We start from the raw sequence: 25,912 nt of genomic DNA on the forward strand, positions 1-25,912 counted from the left end.
CTTAGTTGGCGTCGCTGGCTTTGATGGCAATCATGGAACCGAAGTTGAAGCACTGGAACCAGAGATCCTGATGGACGAAACCGGCCTCGTGCAGGCGGGCCTGATGAATGGCCAGGGTATCGGTGCGCATCACGTTTTCGAGGGCGGTGCGCTTCTGGCTTATCTCCAGCTCGCTGTAACCGTTGGCTCGCTTGAAGTCGAGATGCAGGTCGATGAGCAATTCACTGACCTGGGCATCCTCGAAGCGGAATTTCTCGCTCAGGATCAGGATGCCGCCGGGGCGCAGACCATCATGAATGCGCTGGATAAGCGCGGCCCGTTTCTCGGGGTCGACGAACTGCAGGGTAAAGTTGAGCACCACCACGGAGGCATTCTCGATGGCGATGTCGCAGATATCCGCCTCGATGAGCGTCACCGGCACCTCGGATTTGAAACCGGAGAGGTGGGCGCGGGCCCGTTCTATCATGGGGTGGGAGAGATCGACGGCGGTGATGGTGCAACCGGACTGGGTCAGGTTGCGGCGCATGGCCTGGGTGGCGGCCCCGAGGGAGCAGCCGAGATCATAGAGACGGCTGTCTGGCTGGGCGTAGCGGGCGGCCATCATGCCGATGGCGGAGATGATGTTGCTGTAGCCCGGTACCGAGCGCTGGATCATGTCGGGGAAGACATCGACGACCTGCTCGTCAAAACAAAAATCCCCCAGGCGGGCGATGGGGGCGGCAAAAATCTGATCGTGCATGTTGGCGCAACCTGACAGTCGGGACAGAACCCGGCTGTGTTATTCAATGGGGTGTTGGCGCGACGCTCCGGCGTCATCACCGGTTGACGGACGGAGTCGCGGCCTTGGGATCCCTGGCGCCGCTTCCGTTCGCAACGGGCCATCATCCTGGCCCTTCGTGAGACCAGACCGATTGTTGCACACTGTTGCAAGAAACGGAGGGCTGGCCCTGTTGTATGGGGCGCTAGTGTAGTGGATTGGCTGGCGTTTGTCTTGACGGCGCACCCCTTGGCGCCACAAAAAATCGGCTTTTTTTACCCCCTGTGGGTGGGGAATGAAGGGATGTATTAGAAGTGGAGTTCTCCCTGGCGGGCGCGATCGTTTTCCCCCGGCCAGGGCGCCATCTCCTGACCGAGCAACTGGCTGATCTGGCGAGCCAGTACCGGTGCCTCGGCATTGTCGGCGGTATGGATGAAGAGGTAGAGATCCTTGCCCTCTGCCAGCCACTGTTGCCAGCGGGGCAGCCAGGGTGGCAGGAAAGGGTGATTGGCCGCCGGATCCGGCAGGCCGATCAGGCGCACCACGGGCGCCCGGGCGGTGGCGAGCAGGTGCACCGGGAGCCTCGGCTTCTTGCCCTGGGCATCCACCATGGCCGCACTCTTTGCCGCGATCGTGGCGGGCACCGAGAAGAGCGGCCGGGAATCAAGCATGATGCGGTTGATGCCCTGCTCCATCAATAGCCGGTTCAGGGCGCGCTCTGCCTCACCCTTGGCGAAAAAATCCGGGTGGCGCACCTCGAGGGCATAGGTGAAGTCTTGCGGCAGACGGCGGAAGAATTCCGCGAGGCGCGTCAGGCCGGCGGGGCCGAAGCGGGCGGGCAGTTGCAGCTTGAGCAGCCCGAGCTTGGGGTGCAGGGGTTCCAGCAGGCGAATAAAGCTCGTCACCTCCTTGTCCACACTCACCAGATCGCTCTGGTGGCTGATGGTCTGCGGGAACTTGAAACCGAAACGAAAGTGCGCGGGCACCGCATCGGCCCAGCGCCGCACCGTGTCAGGTGTCGGCAGGGCGTAGAAGGTGGTGTTGCCTTCCACGGTATTGAACACCCGGGCGTAGTCGGCAAGGTGCTCGGCGGGCCTGGCATGGAGGCCCAGCAGTTGGCCGGGCCAGGCCGGATGGGACCATTGGGGCAGGCCCAGATAGAGGCTCATAAGGGATCCTGTCTGCAGGTTTGTCTCATTTCGTCCCTGTTTTTGCGCCAGGACAAGAAAAAACAGGGCAAAGGTGGCTGCGGGCTATTTTACCCAAATGGGGGTTTTCCTCTATAATGCCAGCCCTTTTGTTTGCCAATTCGTTGTGACTCATGCGCACATGTCCCCAGGGGGAGCATGATGGCGCCCACGAATTGAGCAGGCACGACGCTGCCGATGCCATCGCAGACCCCAACGGGGAGTGTGCTCGCGTATGCTCGGCAGTACTGATCCGGCTCGGGGGAGCCGGATGATATGAGACTGATTTCAAACCGGGTAAGAATCCGAATCTGGCCAGCTATGAGACAGACGGTGCTTGCCAGTCGTGCCCGGCGACCCAAACCGTCTCTCTACTATTTCGAAGGAAGAAGTCCATGCGCTCTATCTATTGCGGACAGGTCAATGAGGCCCATGCAGGGCAGACCATTACATTGTGCGGTTGGGTCCATCGTCGTCGTGATCTCGGTGGTCTGATCTTTATCGACATGCGTGACCGGGAAGGGATCGTGCAAGTGTTCTTCGATCCGGACAAGCCGGATGCCTTCGCCCTGGCCTCTGAACTGCGCGGTGAATTCTGCATCCAGGTGACCGGCGTGGTGCGCACTCGTCCCGAGTCCCAGCGCAACAAGGAGATGGCCACCGGTGCCATCGAGGTGTTCGCCCACGAGTTGACCATCATCAACCGCTCCGAACCCCTGCCCATCGACTTCAACCAGGTCAACAGCGAAGAGGTCAGCCTCAAGTACCGCTACCTGGATCTGCGCCGTCCCGAGATGGCCAAGTACCTGAAGACCCGTGCCAAGGCCAGCGCCTTCGTGCGTCGCTTCATGGACGAGCAGGGCTTCCTCGACATCGAGACCCCCATGCTGACCAAGGCAACCCCGGAAGGGGCGCGCGACTACCTGGTGCCGAGCCGCGTCCACAAGGGCAAGTTCTACGCGCTGCCCCAGTCTCCGCAGCTGTTCAAGCAGTTGCTGATGATGTCCGGCTTCGACCGTTACTACCAGATCGTCAAGTGCTTCCGCGACGAAGACTTGCGTGCCGACCGTCAGCCTGAATTCACCCAGATCGACGTGGAGACCTCCTTCATGACCGCGCCGCAAGTGCGCGAGCTGATGGAAGAGATGATCCGCCAGCTGTGGCAACACGTGCTGGCCGTGGATCTCGGCAACTTCCCGGTGATGACCTTCGATGAGGCCATGCGCCGCTTCGGCTCCGACAAGCCGGATCTTCGCCTGCCCATGGAGCTGGTGGACGTGGCCGATCTGCTGGCCGAGGTGGAGTTTGCCGTGTTCGCCGGTCCCGCCAAGGATCCGAAAGGCCGTGTGGCGGCTCTGAAGGTGCCGGGCGGCGCCGAGCTCTCTCGCAAGCAGATCGACGAATACACCAAGTTCGTCGGCATCTATGGTGCCAAGGGCCTGGCCTGGATGAAGGTCAACGACGCCGCGAACGGCCTCGAAGGCGTGCAGTCCCCGGTGGCCAAGTTCCTCTCCGACGCCATCGTGCGCGAGATCCTGGCCCGTACCGGTGCCGCCAATGGCGACATCATCTTCTTCGGCGCCGACAGCAAGAAGGTGGTCTGTGACGCCATGGGTGCCCTGCGCCTGAAGGTGGGTCGCGATCTGGGCCTGGTGGAGAACGTCTGGAAACCGCTCTGGGTCATCGACTTCCCCATGTTCGAGGAAGATGGCGAAGGCGGTCTGGCAGCCATGCACCACCCCTTCACCGCACCGAGCAAGCTGAGCCCGGCCGAGCTGAAGGCCAATCCGGTCAGTGCCTATGCCAACGCCTACGACATGGTGATCAATGGCTACGAAGTGGGTGGCGGCTCCGTTCGTATCCACAACAGCGAGATGCAGTCCACCGTGTTCGACATCCTGGGGATCGCCCCGGACGAGCAGCGCCTGAAGTTCGGCTTCCTGCTGGATGCCCTGAAATACGGCACCCCGCCCCATGCCGGCCTGGCCTTCGGCCTGGACCGCCTGAGTATGCTGCTGACCGGCACCGACAACATCCGTGACGTCATCGCCTTCCCGAAAACCACGGCGGCAGCCTGCCTGATGACCGATGCCCCGAGCTTCGCCAACCAGGCTCAGCTGACCGAGCTGGCCATTGCCACCGTCGCCAAGGCAGATGCCAAGGCCGAAGGGGCTGAATAACTTGTTCGGGCCGCACTTGCGGCCCGATTATTTCCATGTATCTGATTGATTTATAAGTATAACGGAGAGTTTTTATGGCAGGTCACAGCAAGTGGGCCAACATCAAACACCGCAAGGCGGCGCAAGACGCCAAGCGCGGCAAGATCTTCACCAAGCTGATCCGTGAAATCACCACGGCCGCCCGTCTGGGTGATGCGGATCCCGCCAACAACCCGCGTCTGCGCGCGGCCGTGGCCGCCGCCCTGACCGGCAACATGACCCGTGACACCATCAACCGCGCCATCGCCCGTGGGGCCGGTGGCGGTGACGGCGAGCAGCTCGAAACCATCGTTTACGAGGGCTACGGCCCGGCGGGCTCTGCCGTCATGGTGGAGTGCCTGACCGACAACCGCAACCGCACCGTGGCCGAAGTGCGTCACGCCTTCAGCAAGTGCGGCGGCAACCTGGGCACCGATGGCTCCGTTGCCTACCTGTTCAGCAAGAAGGGTCTGCTGACCTTCGTGGGCGTCGATGAAGATGCCCTGATGGATGCCGCCCTGGAAGCGGGGGCCGATGACGTGGTCACCGAAGAAGATGGTTCCATCGAGGTCTACACCAGCCCGAACGACTTCGGTACCGTGCTGGACGGTCTGGAAGCCGCCGGCTTCAAGCCCGAGAGCGCGGAAGTGACCATGATCCCCTCCACCGAGGCGGAGCTGGACGCGGAGACCGCCCCCAAGCTGATGCGTCTCATCGACATGCTCGAAGATCTGGACGATGTGCAGGAGGTGTACCACAACGGTTCCATCTCCGACGAGGTCGCGGCGACCCTCTGATCCCGCATCCTGATTAAAACGGCAGCCATCGGCTGCCGTTTTTTTTGTCTTGAAAATGTAATCAGGACTCAATCTTCTACCGCCTTAATTTCCGCTTAAGTCTGCCTCCCTAGGCTTGTCCAGTATCCGGGCTGCTCTGCCCGTCACCTTTGTCTGCTCGGGATGAGAGACAGGTGACAGGCGTGCCCAACGCCCCTTGAAGGGCTTCAGATTTACTGGCTTGTCGGAGTATCGTTATGCGTTTCACCCTCGGCGTGATGAAGGTCAACCTGTTGCTGGTGCTGCTGTTTGCACTGGTGTTCAACTGGCCCATCTTCCTGCACTTTTATCGGATCCTCACCGCACTGGAGCATGTCAAGGCGGGCTTCGCGCTCTCCATCCCCTTCGTGCTGATGGCGGCCCTCAATGCGGTCTTTTTGCCGTTTACCTTCAAATATGTGCTCAAGCCCTTTTTCACCCTGATGATCCTGACCGGCTCCATCGCCAGCTACGCCATGCTGAAATACGGCGTCATCTTCGATGTGGGCATGGTGCAGAACATCATCGAGACCAACAGGGGGGAGGCGACCTCCTACCTCAATGCCTCGGTGGCGCTCTGGTTCCTGCTGACCGGCGTGTTGCCGGTGATCTGCCTGCTGGCCATCAAGATTGACTACCCCAGCCCCTGGTACAAGGGGCTTGGCATGCGCCTTGGCAGCATCGCCCTCTCGCTGCTGTTCCTCGGTGGGGTCGCGGCGCTCTACTACCAGGATTACGCCTCGGTGGGCCGCAACAATCACACCATCGTCAAGGAGATAGTGCCCTCCAACTATGTGCGCGGGGTCTATCGCTACTTCCGTGACATCGTCTTCGCGACGCCCATCCCGTACGAGCAGATAGGGACGGATGCCAAGATAGCGGGCAAGCGCGACAAGCCGACCCTGATGTTCCTGGTGGTGGGGGAGACGGCGCGCAGCAAGAACTACTCCCTCAATGGCTACGAGAAAGAGACCAACGGCTTCACCGCGAAGGAGTCCGAGGTCGTCTCCTTCAAGGATGTGCGCTCCTGCGGCACCGCCACCGCGGTCTCCGTGCCCTGCATGTTCTCCAACCTGACCCGGCGCAGCTATGACGAGACGCTGGCCAAGTCCCGGGACGGCTTGCTGGACGTGCTGCAACACGCCGGTGTTTCCGTGTTGTGGAAGGAGAACGACGGCGGCTGCAAGGACGTGTGCAAGAACGTGCCCACCATAGAAATCGAACCCAAGCAGTACCCCGATTTCTGCAAGGGTGGCTCCTGCTACGACGCCGTGCTGCTGCAGGGGCTGGACAAGCAGATCGCCGACATGAAGGAAGGCAACAAGGTAGTGGCCTTCCACCTGATGGGCAGCCATGGCCCGACCTACTATCGCCGCTACCCGGCCGAGGATCGCTTCTTCCTGCCGGACTGCCCGCGCAGCGACATCGAGAACTGCAGCAACGAGGAGCTGGTGAATACCTATGACAACACCATCCGTTACACCGACAAGGTGCTGGCCCAGCTCATCGCCAAACTCAAGACCCTGGAGAGCAGCTACAACGTAGGCCTGATCTATCTGTCGGATCACGGGGAATCCCTCGGTGCCCTGGGCCTCTATCTGCACGGCACCCCCTACAAGTTTGCGCCGGATGATCAGACCCGGGTGCCCCTGCTGACCTGGTTCTCCCCCCAGTTGCAGCAGGATCGCCAGCTGAACCAGGATTGCCTGCGCCAGGAGGCCGCCACCAGGCGCTTCTCCCACGACAACCTGTTCCACTCCATGCTCGGCATCATGGATGTGCAGACCAAGGTGTATGACGGGGCGCTGGACATGTTCAAACCTTGCCGGGCGTGATGCCTGAACAGGCGACATGTACCAAAATGGCAGCCAAGGGGCTGCCATTTTTTATGGGCAAGAGTCACCGCCGGGTGCGGGCGGCCTTCGGGCTGGCGCGCCGGGTGTGCCTGCTGCGGGCTCGGATCGCGGTGACCGTGGCGGCGTCAATTGCCTGGATGGCCACCTTCGGGCCGGGAAATCTCGGGGAAGAGATGAAATGCATCCTGTTCAGCAGCTTTGGCCACTTAATTTGATATTGGTAGATGATTGGCGAGGTTAAATGCAATAAAGGCAGCCGAGGCTGCCTTTATTGTTTGATGGGGTAGGGGAAGCTACTTCTGCTCCATGATGATCTGCAAGAGATCACCCTCCAGCAGGGAGCGCTTGACCAGGGCGAAGCCACCTATGGTGGGTTGGTTCTGGAAGCGCGCTTTCACGATGGGCAGACCACGGTGGAAGCTCGGCAGGGATTGATGCTCGACGCATCGACGGATGGCCGGGATCAGGATCTCTTCGGCGGCGGTGATTTCGCCGGCGATCAGCACCTTCTGCGGATTGAACAGGTTGACCGTGATGGCGATGGCTCGGCCCAGATGTTCCCCCACGTTCTCGATCACGCTGCGAGCGAGTTCATCCCCCGCCACGGCGGCCTTGCACACCTCGGCAATGGTGATGTGCTTTTCCTGCAGCGAGCTCAGGTGGCCGCGGCTGATGAGTTCCTTGACCTTGTCGACGATGGCCTCGTTGGAGGCGATGGTCTCGAGGCAACCGAAGTTGCCGCAGTGGCAGCGCTTGCCAAGCGGTTCGACCTGGATGTGACCGATTTCGCCGACGTTGCGGTTCTGACCGAGGAACACCTTGCCCTTGGTGATGATGCCCGAGCCCGCCCCCTGGTGAACGCTCACCAGGATGGAGTCCATGCAGTCGCGGGATTCGCCGAAGAAGTGCTCGGCGAGCGCGAGGGAACGGGTGTCGTTGCCCACGTAGCAGGGCAGGTTGAAGTGGTGTTCCAGCAACTTGGCCAGACCCAGATTGCGGATCTGGTAGGTCGGGGTATAGATGACCATGCCGGATTCCGGGTTGACCAGCCCCGGCATGGTGAGGGCGACACTGATGAGGTTGCGGCTGCGATCCGTGTTGGCATCGATGAAGGCGCCAATCTCCCGCAGCAGCATGTCGACCACGGGTTGTTGCTCGATCTCGGTCACCTGGGTGACGTGTTGATCGAGCTCCTTGCCGTCGAGGTCATAGAGGCTCAGCTGCAGATAGCCGCGGCCCAGCTTGGCGGAGACAAACTGAAAGCGATGCTTGATGGTGGTCAGGGAGATGGCGCGCCGTCCGCCGGTGGAGGCCTGCGGTGAGGTCTCCCTGATCAGCCCATGCTCGATCAATTGCCGGGTTATCTTGGTCACGCTGGCCGGGGCCAGCTGACTCAATTCGGCAATCTTGACCCGGGAGATGGGCCCTTGCAGGTCAATGAGCCGATAGACGACCGCACTGTTCACCTGCTTGATAAGATCTACGTTTGCTATTTGTCCGCCAGTCATAGTGTCACTGTTGTGTGTAGTGTCCGTTAACCACGGTCCCGCAGACCGCGAAGGCCTGATCAAAGACGGTGAGGTTGGCAATTTTTCCGACCTGGATACTACCGAGACGTGAGTCCCATCCAATGGCGCGAGCGGGGTAAAGGGTGGCCATTCTCAGTGCTTCATCGAGCGGTAAACCGACCTGTTTGACCAGATTCTCCACCCCTTCGATCATGGTGAGGGCAGAACCGCCGAGTGTACCATTCTCGTCGATGCACTGACCATCGCGGAAATAGACGGTTGCCCCACAAAAATCAAATTTCTCAAAGCCTTCCGGCGCACCGGCCGCGGCGGTCGCGTCGGTGACCAGCACCAGCTTCTCCCCCAGTATCTTGTGCGCCAGGCGTACGTTGGCCCAGTGCACATGGTGGCCATCGACGATGATGCCGGCATAGACATCCTTGCGATCATAGATGGCACCGACCACGCCGGGCTCGCGCCCGTTCACGGTGGGGGTCATGGCGTTGTAGAGGTGGGTGGCGAACTGGATACCGTTGTCGAACCCGGCCATGGCCTGCTCGTAGTTGGCGGCAGTGTGGCCGGCGGAGACCAGAATGCCGGCCTCGACCAGGCGACGGATGTGTTCCGGCTTGTTGCGCTCCGGTGCCAAGGTGATCTTGGCGATGGCATCGCTGTTGGCGCAGAAGAAGTCGATCATCTCGTCGGCAGGCTGGCGGATCTGCTCGGCCGGGTGGATCCCCTTGCGCTTGAGGTTGGTGTAAGGCCCTTCCAGATGGACGCCGAGCACCTCGTTCGGGTGGGCGGCCATGTAGTCGCGGGTCACCGCCACCGCCTGCTTCATGTCCGCGTCCGGACTGGTGATCAGGGTCGGCAGGAAGCTGGTGGTACCGGACTTGAGGTTGGCCGCCTGCATGATGGCCAGGGTCTCGGTGGTGATGTGACCGTTGAACATGACGCCGCCGCAGCCGTTGAGCTGGACGTCGATGAAGCCGGCGCTGAGGTTGGCACCCTGCAGATCATGCTGTTTGACACCGGCAGGCAACTCGTCCTGGCGCAGGATGGCGACGATGCTGTCGCCATCGATGAGGACGCCATGACCGGTCAGCACGCAGCTGCCGGTGTAGAGGGTGCAATTAGTCAGTGCGTACATGGGGACTCCTTACAGGTGCTTGATGTTGTCGACTTCCAGTTGTTGGAAGTAGCGCACTGTCTTGACCTTCAGCTCCATGGTAGAGGGTTCGTCACACACGACGATGCCTTTCGGATGCAGCTGCAGGGTGGAGATGGTCCACATGTGGTTGACGCTGCCCTCGACCGTGGCCTGCAGGGCCTGGGCCTTGGCGTGACCGATCACCAGGATCAGGATCTCTTCGGCATCCATCAGGGTGCCCACGCCCACGGTCAGCGCCAGCTTGGGCACCTGATCCATGTCGCCGCCAAAGAAGCGGGAGTTGGCGATGCGGGTATCTTCGGTCAGGGTCTTGACCCGGGTACGGGAGGCCAGGGAGGAGGCCGGCTCGTTGAAGGCGATGTGACCGTCGTTGCCGACGCCACCCATGAACAGGTTGATCTTGCCGTAGGATTTGATCTTGTCCTCGTAACGCTGGCACTCGGCCACCAGATCCGGCGCATTGCCGTTGAGGATGTTGATGTTTTCCGGACGGATGTTCACGTGGTTGAAGAAGTTGTTGTGCATGAAGCTGTGGTAGCTCTCGGGATGCTCCTTCGGCAGGCCCACGTATTCGTCCATGTTGAAGGTGACCACGTGCTCGAAGCTCACTTCACCGGCCTGGTACAGCTCGATCAGACGCTTGTAGGTTGCCAGCGGGGTACCGCCGGTGGGCAGACCCAGTACAAAGGGGCGGTCGCTGGTGGGCTTGAACGCATTGATGCGGTCAACGATATAACGGGCAGACCAGAGACCCACTTGGCTGGCTGACTTCAACGGGATCAGGCGCATTTCTATACCTCTGTACGGGTTGCGGCAGTCTATCGACGGCAAGGACTAAACATTTTTAAGTTGTTTTATAGCGTAAATAAAGATTGCGGACTAAGCCACATCAATCGACTACTTTTATCTCTGTTGAGTGATAATGATCACGAATGCTGGTTTATTAATTTGCGCAGCGAAATAAAACCCATAGACTGCCAATCAAGCCTTGATGGCTTATGCGTCGAACGTGATAAGCACTTAATTTCTAGAAAAACATCAACTAAGGAGAGGAACCGTGAACATTCTCGGTTATTTACAAAAGATCGGCCGCGCCCTGATGGTGCCGGTGGCGGTATTGCCTGCCGCAGCGATCCTGATGGGGATTGGCTATTGGATTGACCCGAACGGTTGGGGCGGTGGCAGTCCACTGGCCGCGTTCCTGATCAAAGCCGGCGCCGCCATCATCGATAGCATGCCCATCCTGTTTGCCGTCGGTGTTGCCTACGGCATGTCCAAAGATAAAGACGGTTCCGCCGCACTGGCCGGTCTGGTCGGTTTCCTGGTAGTAACCACTCTGCTGAGCCCGGGCGCCGTTGCCCAGATCAAGGGTATCCCGGCCGATCAGGTTCCGGCTGCCTTTGCCAAGATCAGCAACCAGTTCGTCGGTATCCTCTGTGGTGTCATCGCCGCCGAGCTGTATAACCGTTTCAGCAGCGTCGAGCTGCACAAGGCGCTGGCTTTCTTCTCCGGCCGTCGTCTGGTGCCGATTGTGACCTCCGTGGTGATGATCGTGGTCTCCTTCATCCTGATGGCCGTCTGGCCGGTCATCTACGGTGGCCTGGTCTCCTTCGGTGAATCCATCGTCAGCATGGGCTCCACCGGTGCCGGTATCTACGCCTTCTTCAACCGTCTGCTGATCCCCGTGGGTCTGCACCACGCCCTGAACTCCGTGTTCTGGTTCGACGTGGCCGGCATCAACGACATCCCGAACTTCCTGGGTGGTCAGAGCTCCATCGATGCAGGTAAAGCGGTGGTTGGTGTGACTGGTATGTACCAGGCTGGCTTCTTCCCCATCATGATGTTCGGTCTGCCGGGCGCCGCCCTGGCCATCTATCACTCCGCCAAGAAAGAGAACAAAGAGAAAGTTGCGTCCATCATGATCGCAGCCGCCTTTGCCGCCTTCTTCACCGGTGTGACCGAGCCGCTCGAGTTCTCCTTCATGTTCGTGGCGCCGGTGCTGTACGTCATCCATGCGCTGCTGACCGGTGTCTCCGTGTTCATCGCCTCCAGCATGCACTGGATCGCTGGCTTCGGCTTCAGCGCCGGTCTGGTGGATATGGTGCTCTCCAGCCGCAACCCGCTGGCGACCCAGTGGTACATGCTGCTGGTACAAGGCCTGGTGTTCTTCGGTCTGTACTACGTCATCTTCCGTGCCGTGATCGTCAAGTTCAACCTGAAGACCCCGGGTCGTGAAGACGACGAAGCCGTACCGGTACAGGCTCAGACCACTGACCGCACCGAGCTGGCCAAGCAGTATCTGGAAGTGCTGGGTGGTCAAGACAACCTGGTCACCATCGATGCCTGCATCACCCGTCTGCGTCTGACCCTGAAAGATCGCAGCATCGTCGACGAGCGCAAGCTCAAAGCCCTGGGCGCGGCCGGTGTGGTCAAGCTCGGTGAGCAGAACCTGCAGGTGATTCTGGGCCCCTTGGCCGAAATCATCGCCGGTGAGATGAAAGCCCTGCGTTAATCGAGCACGAGCTCACCTCAAGACTAAGTCCATTGTTGACATAAATAAGGGCCCCGCCCAGGGGCCCCACATAAAAAAAGCCAAGAAAATCCAACCTTTACTTCAAATGAGAGCAGCAGTTATGAACTTGAAACATTCTCTGTTAGCCATTGCCATGTCTACCGTTTTTACCGCCCAGGTACAGGCAGCCGATACCGCCAAGCAAGCCGTGGTCGATTCCATCGCCAATAACCTCGTCGTCAAGTACGAAGTGGTGACCAACGATGGTGCCGGCGCCGGTCTGGATTGCCAGGCGCTCGGCTCCGAGTGGGCGAGCTGCGGGGTGGCCAAGCTGCACCTGACCAATACGGGTGCGGATGTGACCTCCAAGGACTGGAGCATCTATGTCTCCTCCATCCGCCGCATTCAGCGCGTCGACAACGATCAGTTCACCATCACCCACCTGACCGGCGACCTCTATCGCCTCTCGCCGACCGACAAGTTCCAGGGCTTTGCCAAGGATGCGACGGTCGAAGTGCCCATGGTGGTTGAGTACTGGGTACTGTTCGAAACCGACATCATGCCGAGCTGGTACGTGACTGCCGAGGGCGCCGAACCCAAGGTGATCGCCAGCATGAGCAACATCAACGACGCCACCACCTACGAAAAACCGATGCCGGCGGATGGCTGGAAGCGTACCAAGGATGACAACAACATCCTGATGAACAGCGAGACCCGTTTCGCCGCGAACCAGACCAGCACCCTGCTGCCCGCCAGCAAGATCGATGATCGCATCCTGCCGACCCCGCACAAGCAGGTGGTCAAGGCCGGCCCTCAGGTCGATCTCTCCACCATCAAGCTCAATGCGCTGGACTTGCCGTCCGACCGCGCCGACGTCATCAAGGCTCAACTGACCAAGCTGGGTGTTACCCTCTCCGACACCGGCTATCCAGTGACCGTCAAGCTCGGCAGCAAGAACAAGCAGGCCGAAGGGTATGACATGACCATCGGCCAGAAGGGCGCCGTGATCCAGGGGCACGATGTCCAGGGGGCCTTCTGGGGGGCGCAGTCCCTCATCTCCCTGCTCGGGGTGGATGACAAGAAGGTCAGCCAGATGGTGGTCGAGGATGCACCGCGCTTCGAATATCGTGGCATGCAGACCGACGTGGCTCGCCACTTCCGCGACCCGGCAACCCTGAAGAAGCTGATCGACCAGATGTCCGCCACCAAGCTCAACACCCTGCACCTGGGTCTGACCAATGATGAAGGCTGGCGCATCGAGATCCCGGGTCTGCCGGAGCTGACCGACGTCGGCGGCGAGCGTTGCCACGATCTCACCGAGACCCAGTGCATCCTGCCGCAGCTGGGCTCAGGCCCCGGCAGCGACAACCAGGGTACCGGCTTCTACAGCAAGGCCGATTACATCGAGCTGGTGCGCTATGCCAAGGCGCGCGGCGTGACCGTGATCCCCGAGATTAACATGCCGGCCCACGCCCGTGCCGCCGTGGTCTCCATGGAAGCCCGCTACAAGCGTCTGATGGCGGAGGGCAAGGAGGTCGAGGCGAACCAGTACCGCCTGACCGATCCGGCGGATACCTCCAACATCACCTCGGTCCAGTTCTACGATAAGATGTCCTTCATCAACCCCTGCCAGCCGGGTGCCGCCACCTTCGTGGCCAAGGTGATGGACGAAGTGGCCAAGATGCACCAGGACGCCGGTCAGCCGCTGACTGCCTGGCACTACGGTGGTGACGAGGCGAAGAACATCATGCTGGGTGGTGGCTATCAGGATCCCAACACCACCAAGAAGGAAGAGCTGGTGGCCTGGAAGGGCAACACCGACTGGAGCAAGCAGGACAAGCCGTTCGGCAAGTCCCCCCTGTGCCAGAAGATGATCGATGACGGCAAGATCAAGGACGTGGCCGAGCTGCCTGTCTACTTCGCCAAGGAAGTGAGCGAGATGGTCAAGGGCCACGGCTTCTCCACCCTGCAGGCGTGGGAAGATGGCCTCAAGTACGCCAAGGATGCCAGCGTCTTCGCCACCGAGAAGACCCGGGTCAACTTCTGGGAAACCCTCTACTGGGGTGGCTTCAACGAGGCGATGAAGTGGGCGCACAACGGCTATGACGTGGTGCTCTCCAACCCGGATTACCTCTACTTCGACTTCCCGAACGAGGTACACCCGGCCGAGCGTGGCTACTACTGGGCCACCCGCTTCAACGATACCCGCAAGGTGTTCGCCTTCGCGCCGGAAAACCTGCCGCAGAACGCCGAGACCTCGGTGGACCGCGATGGCAACGCCTTCGTCGCCAAGGGTGATCAGGAGCCGGTCAAGTTCAAGGGGATCTCCGGTCAGCTGTGGAGCGAGACGGTGCGTACCGATGCCCAGTACGAATACATGGTCTACCCGCGCATCTTCTCCGTGGCCGAGCGTGCCTGGCACAAGGGCAGCTTCGAGCTGGACTATGTGAAGGGTCGTGAGTTCTCCGGTGCCACCAAGTTCGTCAACAAGGCGACCTTGAACAAAGAGTGGAACCAGTTCGCGAACCTGCTGGGTCAGCGCCAGTTGCCGAAACTGGATCAGGCCGGGGTGGAATACCGCCTCTCCGTACCGGGTGCCAAGGTCGTCAACGGCGTGCTGGAAGCCAACGTGGATCTGCCGGGTCTGCCCATCCAGTACAGCCTGGATGGCAAGAGCTGGAGCGCCTATGACGCCGCGGCCAAGCCGAGCGTGACAGGCAAGGTCTACCTGCGTACCACCAGCTTCGATGGCAAGCGTACCAGCCGCGTCACCGAGCTGAACTGATAGCCTTTAATCCATAACGCAAGGTGGGTCGCAAGACCCGCCTTTCCCAAGGGCGATGGCCATCGAGCTTGGGAAAGGTTGACTGTGCGTGTGAGCCTTTGTTGTGTGTGTATTGTCTGTTTTTCATCACTTGTGACCCCGCCTCGTGCGGGGCTTTTTTTCGCCTGTGCCTGCCATGACTCGCCTCGCCTTCGGTTTTAACGCGCCAATACCCCGGAATGGCCAAATTCAGGTTGAGACAGGGCGCGTTATGAGGGATCATATCCGGCTTGACGGCGGGGGGATGAGGGTGCCAGCCGGCACAACTTCCGCCAGTGACGCATTTTTGAGGTGAGCCATGAGCGAGGCGAGCAGCCCAACCAACTTTATTCGTCAGATCATTGATGAAGATCTGGCCAGCGGTAAGCACAAGAGCGTGCATACCCGTTTTCCGCCCGAGCCGAACGGTTATCTTCACATCGGCCACGCCAAGTCCATCTGCCTGAACTTCGGCATCGCCCGCGACTATCAGGGCCAGTGCAATCTGCGCTTCGATGACACCAACCCGGCGAAGGAAGACATCGAGTTCGTGGAGTCCATCAAGCAGGACGTGCAATGGCTCGGCTTCCAGTGGAATGGCGAGATCTGCTACTCCTCCGACTATTTCGACAAGCTGCACGGCTATGCCGTCGAGCTCATCGAGAAGGGGCTGGCCTATGTGGACGAGCTCACGGCCGAGCAGATGCGCGAATACCGTGGCACCCTGACCAGCCCGGGCAAGAACAGCCCGTTCCGTGACCGCAGTGTCGAAGAGAACCTGGCCCTGTTTGCCAAGATGAAGAACGGCGAGATGGCCGAGGGCAGCGCCTGCCTGCGCGCCAAGATCGACATGGCATCCCCTTTCATCGTGATGCGCGATCCCGTTATCTACCGTATCAAGTTTGCTCACCACCACCAGACCGGTGACAAGTGGTGCATCTACCCGATGTATGACTTCACTCACTGCATCTCGGACGCCCTGGAGGGGATCACCCACTCCCTGTGCACCCTGGAGTTCCAGGACAACCGCCGTCTGTATGACTGGGTGCTGGACAACATCAGCATCGACTGCCACCCCCGTCAGTACGAGTTCTCTCGTCTGAACCTCGAATACACCGTCATGTCCAAGCGCAAGCTGAACCTGCTGGTGACCGAGGGGCACGTGAGCGGTTGGGACGATCCGCGCATGCTGACCGTCTCCGGCCTGCGTCGCCGTGGCTACACTCCGGCCTCCATCCGCGAGTTCTGCAAGCGCATCGGCGTGACCAAGCAGGACAACATCGTCGAGATGGGCATGCTGGAAGCCTGCATCCGTGAGGATCTCAACGAGAACGCCCCGCGCGCCATGGCCGTGCTGCACCCGTTGAAAGTGGTGATCGAGAATCTGCCCGCCGATGAGGTGCTCATTGCACCGGCTCACCCGAGCAATGCCGAGATGGGCACGCGTGAACTGACCTTCAGCCGCGAGATCTTCATCGATGAAGCGGACTTCAAGGAAGAGGCCAACAAGCAGTTCAAGCGTCTGGTACTGGGCAAGGAAGTTCGCCTGCGCAACGCCTACGTGGTCAAGGCTGAGCGGGTCGAGAAGGATGCGGATGGCAAGGTGACCTGCGTCTACTGCTCCTATGACCCCGAAACGCTCGGCAAGGATCCGGCCGATGGCCGCAAGGTGAAGGGGGTGATCCACTGGGTCAGCGCCACGCACTCTCTGCCGGCAGAGATCCGCCTCTACGATCGTCTGTTCAAGGTCCCGAACCCGGGCGCCGAGGAGGACTTCGAGGCCGCCCTGAACCCGGACTCTCTGGTCGTCATCGAGGGGGCCCGTGTCGAGGCTTCCCTGAAAGATGCCAAGCCGGAGTTTGCCTACCAGTTCGAGCGTGAAGGTTACTTCTGCGCCGACAACAAGCTCTCCAGCCCGGAGCACCTGGTGTTCAACCGTACCGTGGCCCTGCGGGACGTCTGGGGCAAGGCCGAAGGCTGATCGTCAAAGGGCAGGGGAGACCTTGCCCTTTTGACTGGATGACGGATGCAAAAAAGCCAGCGCTAAGCTGGCTTTTTTTATGGGGGGTGGCGAGAGGATCACTCCTCGTGCTTGCACTCACCGGAGGCGCAGTGGCCGTACAGATAGAGGCTGTGGTTGGTCAGCCGGATGTTGTGGGCCTTGGCGATGTCCCGTTGACGCTGCTCGATGACCTCGTCGGAGAACTCGATCACCTTGCCGCAATCGAGGCAGACCAGGTGGTCGTGGTGCTCCTGGGTTGCCAGCTCGAACACCGACTTGCCGCCTTCGAAGTGGTGACGGGTGACGATGCCGGCATCATCAAACTGGTTGAGGACGCGATAGACGGTGGCGAGACCGATCTCTTCACCCTGATCGATCAGTCGCTTGTACAGATCTTCCGCACTGGTGTGCTGGCAGTCCGGCTGTTGCAGGATTTCCAGGATTTTGACGCGGGGCAAGGTGATCTTGAGCCCGGCCTTTTTCAATGCTTGGTTGTTGTCAGGCATGTTCTATTTATTCGCATTCTCGAAGGTGTGGTTATTCTGATTGACTGCCGCTGGAATGGCAACCACGAACTCGCTTGGCCTGTCATTATAGGTCGTAGCGAGGGGAAAAATAAACCCAGTGAATCAAGGGCTTTAGCCATCCTTTTCCCATCATGGATAAATCTTGCCCGGTGAGGGCCGGGCTTGCTCATGAAGGAAATGTTGATAAGATGTAACTTCTTCATTGTCTGGTCGGATGAGATCCATGGATTGGCTTTTTGGCAACGCTGCCTGGGTGCGTCGCGCCCTCAACGCCTGGCCCCCCTTCTGGGGCGCGGGGATCAAGATAGAGACCCTCAGCGATGACTTTCGTTTCTGTCGTGTCACCCTCAAATCCCGTTGGTGGAACAAGAACGCGAACCGGACCCAGTTTGGTGGCAGCATGTTTGCCATGACGGACCCCATCTACCCGCTGATGCTGATGGGGCATTTCAAGAACCGTTACTACGTCTGGGACAAGGCGGGCAGCATCAACTATATCAAGCCGGGCAAGGGGATGCTGGTGGCCGAGTTCAACCTGACCGATGCCAAACTGGCTTCCATCGTGGCGGCGACCGAGGGGGGCGACAAACACTTCCCCGAGTTCGAGGTTCAGGTGCAGGACAGGAAGGGCGAGCTGGTGGCCCAGGTTCAACGCGTCCTCTATGTCAGATCCAAGCCGGAGTACAGGACGGTCAGTCAGGATTTGTGATAAATGGCATACAAACAACAAGGGCCCCGATGGGGCCCTTGTTGTGGGAGGAGATGGATCAGGCCAGTTCGCCCAGATTCAGCTCGTCGTGCAGTTGCTTGCACCAGCCCTTGACGCGCTCGGCGGTCAGCTCGGGTTGGCGATCCTCGTCGATACCCAGGCCGACGAAGTGCTTGTCGTCCACCAGGGCCTTGGAGGCTTCAAATTCGTAGCTCGCGGTTGGCCAGTTGCCGATGACGATGGCGCCCTTGGCTTCGACGATGTCGCGCAGGGTGCCCATGGCGTCGAGGAAGTACTCGGCATAGTCTTCCTGATCGCCGCAGCCGAAGATGGCTACCAGCTTGTTGGTGAAGTCGATCTCTTCCAGTTCGGGGAAGAAGTCATCCCAGTCGGCCTGGGCTTCGCCGTAGTACCAAGTCGGGATACCGAACATCAGCAGATCGAAGCTGTCGATGTCGGCCTTGCTGCTCTTGGCAATGTCACGGACTTCAATCAGTTGTTTGCCCAGTTCTTTCTGGATCATCTTGGCGACAGCTTCGGTATTACCGGTATCGCTGCCGAAAAACAGACCTACACTAGCCATAGTGTTTAGTTACCCGTATTTGGTGTTGATGCTTAACGGTTCAGATTGCGATGCCTGCTGCAAAAGCAGACTCAATCTGTTGCTTCAGGATAGATTGGATCAGCTCGGCTCGGCTGACGTTCTGTTGCAGCGCAAGTTGGTTCAGGCGCTCCAGCAATTCGGCCTCCACCTTTAACTCAACCCGTTTCAGACCGTTCTCCCGATCGCGCTTGAGCTGGTTGCGCTTGTTGATCTTGAGCTGGGTCTCACGGGGGAGTGGATTGGTCTTCGGCCTGCCGGGGCGCTTCTCATTGGCGAACAGATCCAGTGTTGTTCGATCAGTTTGCTGTTTGGCCATACATCACAGATGAAAAGTAGTTAGCCGATCCCTGAGCCTTCCCAGCCCATTTCGATCAGCCCCTTGGCGACAAAACCCGCGCAACCCAGAAATAGAACCAGCCAGACGATGAGACGCCCGAAACGGGGCACGTTGCCGCGTTTGAGCACGTCTTGAATGGCCAGACCAATCAGCAGGAAGATGGCCACGAAGAACAGCTTCAGGCCCAGACTCTCGATGAGATCGATATGTTCACTCAGCATGGATTGCGCACACTCCTTATGACGGGCGCACTATATCACAAAGGATTTGAAACTGTTAACCGCCTGTGGACAGGAAATCCACAACCAATTTATTGAACAAAACCGGTTTTTCGGCGTGCAGCCAATGGCCGGTGCCGGCGATGACCCGGGCCTTGGCGGCCGGGAATTGGGCGGTCACCGTGTCCGTGTATTCGGGCAGCACATAGTCAGACTCCCCCCCCTTGATGAACAGGGTCGGCCCCTCGAAGCGGGTCTCGCTGTCCGGCCAGCCCATGATGTTGGCGTAGTTGTGCTCGAGCGCCGGCACGTTGAAACGCCATCCCCAGCCAGCGTCCTTCTTGGCAAAGGATTTGAGCAGGAACTGGCGCACCCCGGGGATCTCGATGTGCCGGGCCAGCATGGCCTCGGCCTCGCCGCGGCTCTGGGGGGGATTGGCCAGGGTGGCGTTCAGACCGGCAAACACGTTTTTGTGGCGAGCATGGGGATAGGCGACCGGGGCTATATCGGCCACCACCAGCTTATTGACGCGCGTCGGCGCCTGCTTGGCGACCTGCATGGCGACCTTGCCGCCCATGGAGTGGCCCACGATGGCCACCTGCGCCAGATCCAGATGGTCCAGCAGGGCGAGCACGTCGGCGGCCTGCTGGGGGTAGGTCATCTCGTCTGAATGGAAGGAGGCGCCGTGGTTGCGCAGATCGATACTGATGACGCGCAACTGTTCACTCAAGGGGCGCGCCAGCAGGCCCAGGTTGTCCAGGCTGCCGAACAGGCCGTGGATCAGTACGACCGGAGCGCCCTGGCCCTGATCCTTGAAATTCAAATATGGATTCTGTTGCAAAATGACATCCTCTCGGTCGATGGCGCTATCGCCAGATTTTTAATGCGTTGAAAGAAAAGGATTTCACTCTTTCGTGGGGATTTTTTTTGTGGTTTTTTTTCAAAAAAATCGCCCCGGGATCGGTTATCAGTGCGGGGGATCACACATCTGGTTGCGCATTATGCCGTATTCTCCATGAGATTCATGCACATCTGCCAGCCCCTTGCTTGGGCTGCCGGGTTTGCCTATGTATAATCGCCGCATCCGAACTTCGACGAGCCCAGCGCATCCCTATGAAAACCATCGAGCTTGATGACGATCTCTACTTCTTTATCGCGAGCCAGACCCGGCACATCGGCGAGAGTGCGTCCGATATTCTGCGTCGCCTGCTGGAGCAACCCGGTGAACGGGCACCGGCTCCCAAGGCCGTGGCAGCGGCCCAGCCTCTGCCCCAACCGGTGGCGGATGCGCAAGGATTGCAGGCCCTGCTCGATGCCGGAGCCTTGCAACAGGAAGAGAAGTCCATCAACCGCTTCATGCTGGTGCTGAGTACCCTCTATCGGGACAACCCGGAAGGCTTTACCCAGGCCACCGAGATCAAGGGGCGCAAGCGCGTCTATTTCTCCCGGGATCCGGAAGCGCTGCGGGCCAGTGGCAGCACCACCAAGCCCAAGCAGGTACCGGATACCCCGTTCTGGGTCATCACCAATACCAACACCAGCCGCAAACAGAACATGGTGGCCCAGCTGATGAACAGCATGGGATATGACGAGAGTCTGACGGCTCGGGTGTGCGCAGCGGTTTAACGGTTCACTGATTCCAGGCCTTGCCCGGCAAGGCCGCCATCTTGCAAGGAAAACGCCATGGCACAGCATCCTCACGCCGGCAAACCGGCTCGTCTCAGCGATCTGACCAACATTCCCCGTCTGGTCAGCGCCTACTACCTGAACAAGCCGGACATGAGCCGCCCCGAGCAGCGGGTAGCCTTCGGCACCTCCGGCCATCGCGGCAGCGCCCTGCACGGCGCCTTCACCGAATCCCACATTCTGGCGGTGACCCAGGCACTGGTAGAGTATCGCCAGCAGGCCGGCATCACTGGCCCCTTGTTCGTTGGCATGGATACCCACGCCCTGTCCGAGTCCGCATTTGCCAGCGCGGTGGAAGTGCTGGCGGCCAATGGCGTTGAAACCCGCATCCAGGCTGGCCTTGGCTTCACGCCGACCCCGGTCATCTCCCACGCCATCCTGCGTCACAATGCCAGCAAGCCGGCGGCGCTGGCGGACGGCGTGGTGATCACCCCGTCTCACAACCCGCCGGAAGACGGTGGCTTCAAGTACAACCCGCCCCACGGCGGCCCCGCCGAGGGGGAGATCACCAAGTGGGTGGAAGACAGGGCCAACGCGATTTTGGAAGCGGGCCTGGCCGATGTGAAGCGGATGCCCTTTGCCGAGGCGCTCAAGAGCGCTCTGGTGGTTGAGCACGACTACGTCACTCCCTATGTGGACGACTTGGAAAACGTGCTGGATCTGGCCGCCATCAAACGGGCTGGCATCAAGATTGGGGTGGATCCCCTCGGTGGCTCCGGCGTCGCCTACTGGGACGTCATCGCCAAGCGTTACGACCTCGACATCGAGGTGGTCAACTACCGTGTCGATCCGACCTTCTCCTTCATGACCCTGGACAAGGACGGCAAGATCCGGATGGACTGCTCCAGTCCCTTCGCCATGGCGAGCCTCATTGCGCTGAAAGACAAATTCGACATCGCTCTTGGCAACGATCCTGACTACGACCGTCACGGCATCGTCACCAAGGCCGGCCTGATGAACCCGAACCACTACCTGGCGGTGGCCATCCAGTACCTGTTTACCCACAGAACCGGCTGGGCCAAGGAAGCCGCCGTCGGCAAGACCCTGGTCTCTTCTTCGATGATTGACCGGGTCGCCGGCGAGATTGGCCGCACCCTGAAAGAGGTGCCGGTCGGCTTCAAGTGGTTTGTTGACGGCCTCTATAGCGGTGAGTTCGGCTTCGGCGGCGAGGAGAGTGCGGGCGCCTCCTTCTTGCGCAAGGACGGCACCGTCTGGACCACCGACAAGGACGGTTTCATCCTGGCCCTGCTGGCCGCCGAGATCCTGGCCGTCACCGGCAAGGATCCCCAGGCCCACTACGATGCCCTGGAGGCCAAGTTCGGCCGCTCCAGCTATCGCCGCATCGACGCCCCGGCCAATGGCGCGCAAAAAGCCGTGCTCTCCAAGCTGGATCCGGCGCTGGTGGAAGCCTCCACCCTGGCAGGCGACCCCATCCTCGCCAAGCTGACCCGTGCCCCCGGCAACGACGCCGCCATCGGTGGCTTGAAGGTGGTGACCGAGCACGGCTGGTTCGCGGCGCGCCCCTCCGGCACCGAGTCTATCTACAAGATCTACATGGAGAGCTTCAAGGGCGAGGCACACCTGGACCTTATTCAGCAGGAGGCCCAGCAGATCGTCTCCGCCGCCCTGGCCAAGGCCGGCGTCTAAATCGTCGGAGTCATACCATGCAAAAGAGGAGCCCTGGTGGCTCCTCTTTTTTATGCGGCGTTGGCACGGATTAACCGTTATCCACCTTGCCGGTGACGGCCTTGCGGGTCTGCCAGCGCTTGAAGAAAGGACGGGACGGCAGCTTCATCAGGAACAGGGAGAGCAGGATCACCCCGATGCCGAGCCACTGGCGACCGTCCAGGCTCTCTCCCACCATCAGCACCCCGAGGGACACCGCCACCATGGGGTTGGTGAGGGCCAGCATGCCCATCACCTCGGGACCATGGCGTTTGAGACCCCACAGCCAGGCCCAGTAGGCGAGCGCCGTGTTGAGCAGGATGAGCCAGCCAAAGGCGGGGGCACTCGCCAGGTGCGGTATCGGCATGGGCCCCGCCAGCCACCAGGCGAGCGGGATCAGCATCAGGCCGCCGAGCAACAGCTGCCAGGCGGTGAGGGCCAGCAGATCGCTCACCGGCCAGCGCTGCATCCAGCGGCTGGATTGACCGATGAGCACGGTGGCGAGCAGGGCGCAGGCGACCCCGACGGGATCCAGATTGGCGGAGGGGTTGAGCAGCAGCAGGACACCGGCGAGCCCCATCAACCCCAGCAGCAGCCACTTGAGGGTCGGCCGCTTGCCATCCTGCAACCAGGCGAGCGCCATCAGGATGAGCGGCAGGGTGGCACCCAGGGTGCCCGCCACGGCGCCCGGCAGGCGGAAGGCCGCCACGAACAGCAGGGCGAAGAAGGCGGTGATGTTGCAAAACGCCAGCAGGAACTGGCGGCTCCAGGTGAGCGGCGGCCAGCGCGGATGCAGCAGCAACAGCAGCACGCCGGCGGGGAGGGCTCGCCACACCGCCACCCAGTAAGGGGAGTAGTCGGTCAGGTAGAGGCTGACGAGGGCATAGGTGCTGCCCCATAGCAGGGGGGCGAGCAGGGCGATCAGCAGCGGCATGGTTATCTCATGAGAAAGTATCTTTAAGTGAAGATACATTAGCCGCGAGTTGGTTTACTATCAAGTATCTTTACGAAAAGATATTGGAGTCATGATGGAGACAGATCACGTGGATCTGCTGCTGGCGCAGTGGGCCAGGGAGAGACCGGATCTCGACTGTAGCCCCATGGGGGTGTTTGGGCGGGTTGCGCGTATGGCGGCCATCGCCGGGCGCGAGATCAATGAGGAGCTGAAAGAGTGCGGTTTGCTGGGATCGGATTTCGACATCCTGGCGACCTTGCGCCGCGCCGGCGAGCCGCTCACTCCCACGGCCCTCTACCAGTCCGCCATGCTCACCTCGGGGGCCATGACCGCGCGTCTGGACAAGCTGGCGGAGCGGGGCCTCATCGAGCGTCAGGCCGCCCCGAGTGACAGGCGCAGCCTGCTGGTCTACCTGACCGAGGCGGGACGGGCGCAGATCGATCTGGCGGTGGAGCGGCACGTGGCGAACGAGCGGCGCCTGCTGGCGCCACTGACCGGCGCCGAGCAGGCCCAGCTGGCGGCCCTGCTCAAACGCTGGTTGCTGGAGAACGAATAGCAAAACGGGCCAGATGGCCCGTTTTTACACTCGGTCAGCATTAATAACTGCCTTTGGCATCTTTCACCGCAAGACCCAGCTGCCATACCGCCATGGCGTAGTGAGTGCTGTGGTTGTAGCGGGTGATGGCGTAGAAGTTTGGCAGGCCATACCAGTATTGATAGCCGATCCCCACGTCCAGGCGCAGCAGGCTCGCTTCCTTGTGATTGCCGAGAGAGGCGATGGGGGCGAGTCCGGCGCCGCGCAGGGTGGCGACCGGGTAGCGGGTCTGGAAGCCATGCTCGTAGCCGGGCAGCTGGCCCTGGCCGCGCACCGCCACCGGTTGTCCCTTCTCCCAGCCGTGAGCCTTGAAGTAGTTGGCCACGCTGCCGATGGCATCCACCGGATCCCAGAGGTTGGTGTGACCGTTGCCGTTGAAGTCCACCGCATAGCTGCGGAAGCTCGACGGCATGAATTGACCGTAGCCCATGGCGCCGGCGTAGGAGCCCTGCGGCTGGGTGGGATCCATGCCCTCGTCCCGGGTCATTACCAGGAAGGCTTCCAGCTCGCCGGTGAAGAACTCGGCCCGGCGTGGGTAGTCGAACGCCAGGGTCGCCAGCGCATCCAGGATGCGGGTCTTGCCCATCACCCGGCCCCAGCGGGTCTCCACCCCGATGATGCCGACGATGATCTCAGGCGGCACCCCGTAGATCTGCTGCGCCCGATTGAGTTCGCTCTCGTATTCGCGCCAGAAGTTGACGCCGTTCTGGACGTTGTCCGGGGTGATGAACTTGGCACGGTAGCGATTCCAGGCCCCGGTCGGCCCGGTGGGCGGCGTGCTGGTGGGCGCCTGGGCGTCCATCAGCCGGATGATCCAGTCATAGCGCTGGGCCTGGGCCAGCACCTGGTGCAGCTCGGCATCGTTGAAGCCGTGTTTTTGCACCATGCGCCGCACGAAGTTGTCCACGTTGGGGCGATTGGCGAAATCCCCCTTGCTGACCCCCTGACCGGTTCCCTGCCCGTAGAAGGGCTTGCTCGGCGGCGTCTGGTTGATGAAGGCGCTGTTGGGCTGTGGCTTGACCACGGGCTTGGGGGCCGGTGTGCTGCTGCAGCTCTGGAGCAGCGGCAGGGCAGAGAGGGTGAGAAGGCAGACAAGGCGACGCATAGGGATCTCGAAAGGCCTGAAACTGAGTGTCGTCATGGTAGAGCATTGGCGCCCGCGCGCAAGTGCAGCGTCGCTTTGTCCTCTCTCAAATGAATCTAATCCCGCAGGGTGTGATAGCCGCTCCAGAGCCGGGTCATCGTGGTCATGAAGCAGAGCAGGGCAAAGCCGTAGGCCAGTGCCGGGAAGGCGGCGGGCCAGAGGCACATCAGCACGAACAGGGTGATGGTCTCGCTCCCCTCGGTGAGCCCGCCGAGGTAGTAGAGGGACTTGTGTTGATAGACGGGATTCTCGATGCCCCGCTTGCCCGCCATGATGGCAAAGGCCAGGAAGCTCGATCCCGTCCCCATGAAGGCAAACAGCAGGGTGGCGGCGGGCAGGGCGTTGGCGGGGGCTGCGAGGGCAAAGCCCAGCACCACGGCGGCGTAGAAAATGAAGTCGAGCGTGATGTCGAGAAAGCCGCCGCAGTCGGTGATGCCGTTTTGGCGCGCCACGGCGCCGTCCAGCCCGTCCAGCAGCCGATTGGTGAGGATGGCGAGCAGGGCCCAGCCGTGCAGCTCCAGCGCCAGCAGCGGCAAGGCCAGCATGCCGATGGCAAAGCCGGCGAGGCTTATCTGGTTGGCGCTGACTCCGGCCCGGCACAGAGGAGTAGCCATGCGCGCCAGAGGGCGACGTATCAGGGGAATGATGCGGCTATCGAACACG

The 25,912-nt window shown here is 60.7% G+C and carries 24 protein-coding genes; 11 read left to right on the forward strand and 13 right to left on the reverse strand.

Going from position 1 to position 25,912, the window contains the following annotated elements; all coding sequences use genetic code 11:
* Window position 1 precedes the first annotated feature (1 nt).
* Window positions 2-739, reverse strand: coding sequence for a carboxy-S-adenosyl-L-methionine synthase CmoA (gene cmoA, locus ACW5W7_RS12920; RefSeq protein ID WP_456501979.1), 738 nt, complete (start codon window positions 737-739; stop codon window positions 2-4).
* Between the two features lie 326 nt (window positions 740-1,065).
* Window positions 1,066-1,926, reverse strand: a complete 861-nt coding sequence (locus ACW5W7_RS12925) for a DUF72 domain-containing protein (RefSeq protein ID WP_456501980.1) — start codon at window positions 1,924-1,926, stop codon at window positions 1,066-1,068.
* A gap of 413 nt (window positions 1,927-2,339) precedes the next feature.
* Between ACW5W7_RS12925 and aspS the strand changes: the two genes are divergently transcribed.
* The 4 genes from aspS (at window position 2,340) to ACW5W7_RS12945 (ending at window position 7,028) form a co-directional block, all read left to right on the forward strand.
* Window positions 2,340-4,124, forward strand: a complete 1,785-nt coding sequence (gene aspS, locus ACW5W7_RS12930; protein ID WP_456501981.1) for an aspartate--tRNA ligase — start codon at window positions 2,340-2,342, stop codon at window positions 4,122-4,124.
* Between the two features lie 74 nt (window positions 4,125-4,198).
* Window positions 4,199-4,939 (forward strand): YebC/PmpR family DNA-binding transcriptional regulator, encoded by a 741-nt coding sequence (locus ACW5W7_RS12935; protein WP_434666708.1) that lies wholly within the window; start codon window positions 4,199-4,201, stop codon window positions 4,937-4,939.
* Between the two features lie 236 nt (window positions 4,940-5,175).
* Window positions 5,176-6,792: a phosphoethanolamine transferase gene (locus tag ACW5W7_RS12940; RefSeq protein WP_456501982.1), complete on the forward strand. Its 1,617-nt coding sequence runs from the start codon at window positions 5,176-5,178 to the stop codon at window positions 6,790-6,792.
* Window positions 6,793-6,818: 26 nt separating this feature from the next.
* Window positions 6,819-7,028, forward strand: a complete 210-nt coding sequence (locus ACW5W7_RS12945) for a hypothetical protein (RefSeq protein ID WP_456501983.1) — start codon at window positions 6,819-6,821, stop codon at window positions 7,026-7,028.
* 78 nt (window positions 7,029-7,106) lie between these two features.
* Here ACW5W7_RS12945 and nagC read toward each other — a convergent pair whose 3' ends face one another.
* The 3 genes from nagC to nagB are packed head-to-tail and all read right to left on the reverse strand — an operon-like array spanning window position 7,107 to window position 10,281.
* The gene (gene nagC / locus ACW5W7_RS12950; protein ID WP_349921588.1) at window positions 7,107-8,321 is read right to left on the reverse strand and encodes a DNA-binding transcriptional regulator NagC; all 1,215 of its coding nucleotides are present in this window, start codon (window positions 8,319-8,321) and stop codon (window positions 7,107-7,109) included.
* A 4-nt stretch (window positions 8,322-8,325) separates the two neighbouring features.
* Complete coding sequence (gene nagA, locus ACW5W7_RS12955; protein WP_456501984.1) at window positions 8,326-9,471, reverse strand: N-acetylglucosamine-6-phosphate deacetylase; 1,146 nt, start codon at window positions 9,469-9,471, stop codon at window positions 8,326-8,328.
* A gap of 9 nt (window positions 9,472-9,480) precedes the next feature.
* Window positions 9,481-10,281 carry a glucosamine-6-phosphate deaminase gene (gene nagB / locus ACW5W7_RS12960; protein WP_349921590.1) on the reverse strand — a complete coding sequence of 267 codons (801 nt, stop codon included), beginning with the start codon at window positions 10,279-10,281 and terminating at the stop codon, window positions 9,481-9,483.
* 268 nt (window positions 10,282-10,549) lie between these two features.
* On the opposite strand from nagB, the gene nagE reads away from it, so the two are divergent.
* The 3 genes from nagE (at window position 10,550) to glnS (ending at window position 16,788) form a co-directional block, all read left to right on the forward strand.
* Window positions 10,550-12,004, forward strand: coding sequence for an N-acetylglucosamine-specific PTS transporter subunit IIBC (gene nagE, locus ACW5W7_RS12965; protein WP_349921591.1), 1,455 nt, complete (start codon window positions 10,550-10,552; stop codon window positions 12,002-12,004).
* Window positions 12,005-12,125: 121 nt separating this feature from the next.
* Window positions 12,126-14,789, forward strand: coding sequence for a beta-N-acetylhexosaminidase (locus ACW5W7_RS12970; protein WP_456501985.1), 2,664 nt, complete (start codon window positions 12,126-12,128; stop codon window positions 14,787-14,789).
* A gap of 337 nt (window positions 14,790-15,126) precedes the next feature.
* On the forward strand, window positions 15,127-16,788 hold the full coding sequence (gene glnS, locus ACW5W7_RS12975) for a glutamine--tRNA ligase (RefSeq protein WP_456501986.1): 1,662 nt from the start codon (window positions 15,127-15,129) through the stop codon (window positions 16,786-16,788).
* 98 nt (window positions 16,789-16,886) lie between these two features.
* On the opposite strand, the gene fur is transcribed toward glnS, so the two are convergent.
* Window positions 16,887-17,315 carry a ferric iron uptake transcriptional regulator gene (gene fur, locus ACW5W7_RS12980; RefSeq protein ID WP_349921594.1) on the reverse strand — a complete coding sequence of 143 codons (429 nt, stop codon included), beginning with the start codon at window positions 17,313-17,315 and terminating at the stop codon, window positions 16,887-16,889.
* A gap of 244 nt (window positions 17,316-17,559) precedes the next feature.
* Here fur and ACW5W7_RS12985 point away from each other — a divergent pair, with 244 nt between their 5' ends.
* A complete protein-coding gene (locus ACW5W7_RS12985; RefSeq protein WP_456501987.1) occupies window positions 17,560-18,045 on the forward strand; it encodes a DUF4442 domain-containing protein in 486 nt (161 codons plus the stop codon).
* Window positions 18,046-18,103: 58 nt separating this feature from the next.
* Here the strand turns inward: ACW5W7_RS12985 and fldA are convergent, their stop codons facing one another.
* Genes fldA through ACW5W7_RS13005 form a run of 4 tightly spaced genes read right to left on the reverse strand, consistent with a single transcriptional unit; the run spans window position 18,104 to window position 20,027 of the window.
* On the reverse strand, window positions 18,104-18,628 hold the full coding sequence (gene fldA / locus ACW5W7_RS12990) for a flavodoxin FldA (RefSeq protein ID WP_349921596.1): 525 nt from the start codon (window positions 18,626-18,628) through the stop codon (window positions 18,104-18,106).
* A 40-nt stretch (window positions 18,629-18,668) separates the two neighbouring features.
* Window positions 18,669-18,965: a LexA regulated protein gene (ybfE, locus tag ACW5W7_RS12995; RefSeq protein ID WP_005309699.1), complete on the reverse strand. Its 297-nt coding sequence runs from the start codon at window positions 18,963-18,965 to the stop codon at window positions 18,669-18,671.
* A gap of 20 nt (window positions 18,966-18,985) precedes the next feature.
* A complete protein-coding gene (locus ACW5W7_RS13000) occupies window positions 18,986-19,207 on the reverse strand; it encodes a DUF2788 domain-containing protein (protein ID WP_100860450.1) in 222 nt (73 codons plus the stop codon).
* A 55-nt stretch (window positions 19,208-19,262) separates the two neighbouring features.
* Complete coding sequence (locus tag ACW5W7_RS13005) at window positions 19,263-20,027, reverse strand: alpha/beta fold hydrolase (RefSeq protein WP_456502066.1); 765 nt, start codon at window positions 20,025-20,027, stop codon at window positions 19,263-19,265.
* 290 nt (window positions 20,028-20,317) lie between these two features.
* On the opposite strand from ACW5W7_RS13005, the gene seqA reads away from it, so the two are divergent.
* Entirely contained in the window at window positions 20,318-20,830 is a 513-nt protein-coding gene (seqA, locus tag ACW5W7_RS13010; RefSeq protein WP_456501988.1) for a replication initiation negative regulator SeqA, read from the forward strand.
* A 57-nt stretch (window positions 20,831-20,887) separates the two neighbouring features.
* The gene (gene pgm / locus ACW5W7_RS13015) at window positions 20,888-22,537 is read left to right on the forward strand and encodes a phosphoglucomutase (alpha-D-glucose-1,6-bisphosphate-dependent) (RefSeq protein WP_456501989.1); all 1,650 of its coding nucleotides are present in this window, start codon (window positions 20,888-20,890) and stop codon (window positions 22,535-22,537) included.
* A 70-nt stretch (window positions 22,538-22,607) separates the two neighbouring features.
* Here the strand turns inward: pgm and ACW5W7_RS13020 are convergent, their stop codons facing one another.
* Entirely contained in the window at window positions 22,608-23,489 is an 882-nt protein-coding gene (locus tag ACW5W7_RS13020; protein WP_349921599.1) for a DMT family transporter, read from the reverse strand.
* A gap of 94 nt (window positions 23,490-23,583) precedes the next feature.
* On the opposite strand from ACW5W7_RS13020, the gene ACW5W7_RS13025 reads away from it, so the two are divergent.
* Window positions 23,584-24,066, forward strand: coding sequence for a MarR family winged helix-turn-helix transcriptional regulator (locus ACW5W7_RS13025; protein WP_456502067.1), 483 nt, complete (start codon window positions 23,584-23,586; stop codon window positions 24,064-24,066).
* A 40-nt stretch (window positions 24,067-24,106) separates the two neighbouring features.
* Here ACW5W7_RS13025 and mltB read toward each other — a convergent pair whose 3' ends face one another.
* Window positions 24,107-25,210, reverse strand: a complete 1,104-nt coding sequence (mltB, locus tag ACW5W7_RS13030; protein WP_456501990.1) for a lytic murein transglycosylase B — start codon at window positions 25,208-25,210, stop codon at window positions 24,107-24,109.
* A gap of 95 nt (window positions 25,211-25,305) precedes the next feature.
* Window positions 25,306-25,911 carry a CDP-alcohol phosphatidyltransferase family protein gene (locus ACW5W7_RS13035; protein ID WP_456501991.1) on the reverse strand — a complete coding sequence of 202 codons (606 nt, stop codon included), beginning with the start codon at window positions 25,909-25,911 and terminating at the stop codon, window positions 25,306-25,308.
* Between the last annotated feature and the right edge of the window lies 1 nt (window position 25,912).

This window comes from Aeromonas intestinalis, assembly GCF_054052485.1.

Excerpts from the sequence above, each read along its gene's own strand:
- pgm (WP_456501989.1), top strand. The coding sequence starts at position 20,888 with ATGGCACAGCATCCTCACGCCGGCAAACCGGCTCGTCTCAGCGATCTG.
- nagB (WP_349921590.1), bottom strand. The coding sequence starts at position 10,281 with ATGCGCCTGATCCCGTTGAAGTCAGCCAGCCAAGTGGGTCTCTGGTCT.
- ACW5W7_RS13025 (WP_456502067.1), top strand. The coding sequence starts at position 23,584 with ATGGAGACAGATCACGTGGATCTGCTGCTGGCGCAGTGGGCCAGGGAG.
- nagC (WP_349921588.1), bottom strand. The coding sequence starts at position 8,321 with ATGACTGGCGGACAAATAGCAAACGTAGATCTTATCAAGCAGGTGAAC.
- ACW5W7_RS12970 (WP_456501985.1), top strand. The coding sequence starts at position 12,126 with ATGAACTTGAAACATTCTCTGTTAGCCATTGCCATGTCTACCGTTTTT.
- seqA (WP_456501988.1), top strand. The coding sequence starts at position 20,318 with ATGAAAACCATCGAGCTTGATGACGATCTCTACTTCTTTATCGCGAGC.
- mltB (WP_456501990.1), bottom strand. The coding sequence starts at position 25,210 with ATGCGTCGCCTTGTCTGCCTTCTCACCCTCTCTGCCCTGCCGCTGCTC.
- aspS (WP_456501981.1), top strand. The coding sequence starts at position 2,340 with ATGCGCTCTATCTATTGCGGACAGGTCAATGAGGCCCATGCAGGGCAG.
- ACW5W7_RS12985 (WP_456501987.1), top strand. The coding sequence starts at position 17,560 with ATGGATTGGCTTTTTGGCAACGCTGCCTGGGTGCGTCGCGCCCTCAAC.
- nagA (WP_456501984.1), bottom strand. The coding sequence starts at position 9,471 with ATGTACGCACTGACTAATTGCACCCTCTACACCGGCAGCTGCGTGCTG.
- fldA (WP_349921596.1), bottom strand. The coding sequence starts at position 18,628 with ATGGCTAGTGTAGGTCTGTTTTTCGGCAGCGATACCGGTAATACCGAA.
- ACW5W7_RS13000 (WP_100860450.1), bottom strand. The coding sequence starts at position 19,207 with ATGCTGAGTGAACATATCGATCTCATCGAGAGTCTGGGCCTGAAGCTG.
- ACW5W7_RS12935 (WP_434666708.1), top strand. The coding sequence starts at position 4,199 with ATGGCAGGTCACAGCAAGTGGGCCAACATCAAACACCGCAAGGCGGCG.
- glnS (WP_456501986.1), top strand. The coding sequence starts at position 15,127 with ATGAGCGAGGCGAGCAGCCCAACCAACTTTATTCGTCAGATCATTGAT.
- fur (WP_349921594.1), bottom strand. The coding sequence starts at position 17,315 with ATGCCTGACAACAACCAAGCATTGAAAAAGGCCGGGCTCAAGATCACC.
- ACW5W7_RS12945 (WP_456501983.1), top strand. The coding sequence starts at position 6,819 with ATGGCAGCCAAGGGGCTGCCATTTTTTATGGGCAAGAGTCACCGCCGG.
- cmoA (WP_456501979.1), bottom strand. The coding sequence starts at position 739 with ATGCACGATCAGATTTTTGCCGCCCCCATCGCCCGCCTGGGGGATTTT.
- ACW5W7_RS12925 (WP_456501980.1), bottom strand. The coding sequence starts at position 1,926 with ATGAGCCTCTATCTGGGCCTGCCCCAATGGTCCCATCCGGCCTGGCCC.
- ybfE (WP_005309699.1), bottom strand. The coding sequence starts at position 18,965 with ATGGCCAAACAGCAAACTGATCGAACAACACTGGATCTGTTCGCCAAT.
- ACW5W7_RS12940 (WP_456501982.1), top strand. The coding sequence starts at position 5,176 with ATGCGTTTCACCCTCGGCGTGATGAAGGTCAACCTGTTGCTGGTGCTG.
- ACW5W7_RS13020 (WP_349921599.1), bottom strand. The coding sequence starts at position 23,489 with ATGCCGCTGCTGATCGCCCTGCTCGCCCCCCTGCTATGGGGCAGCACC.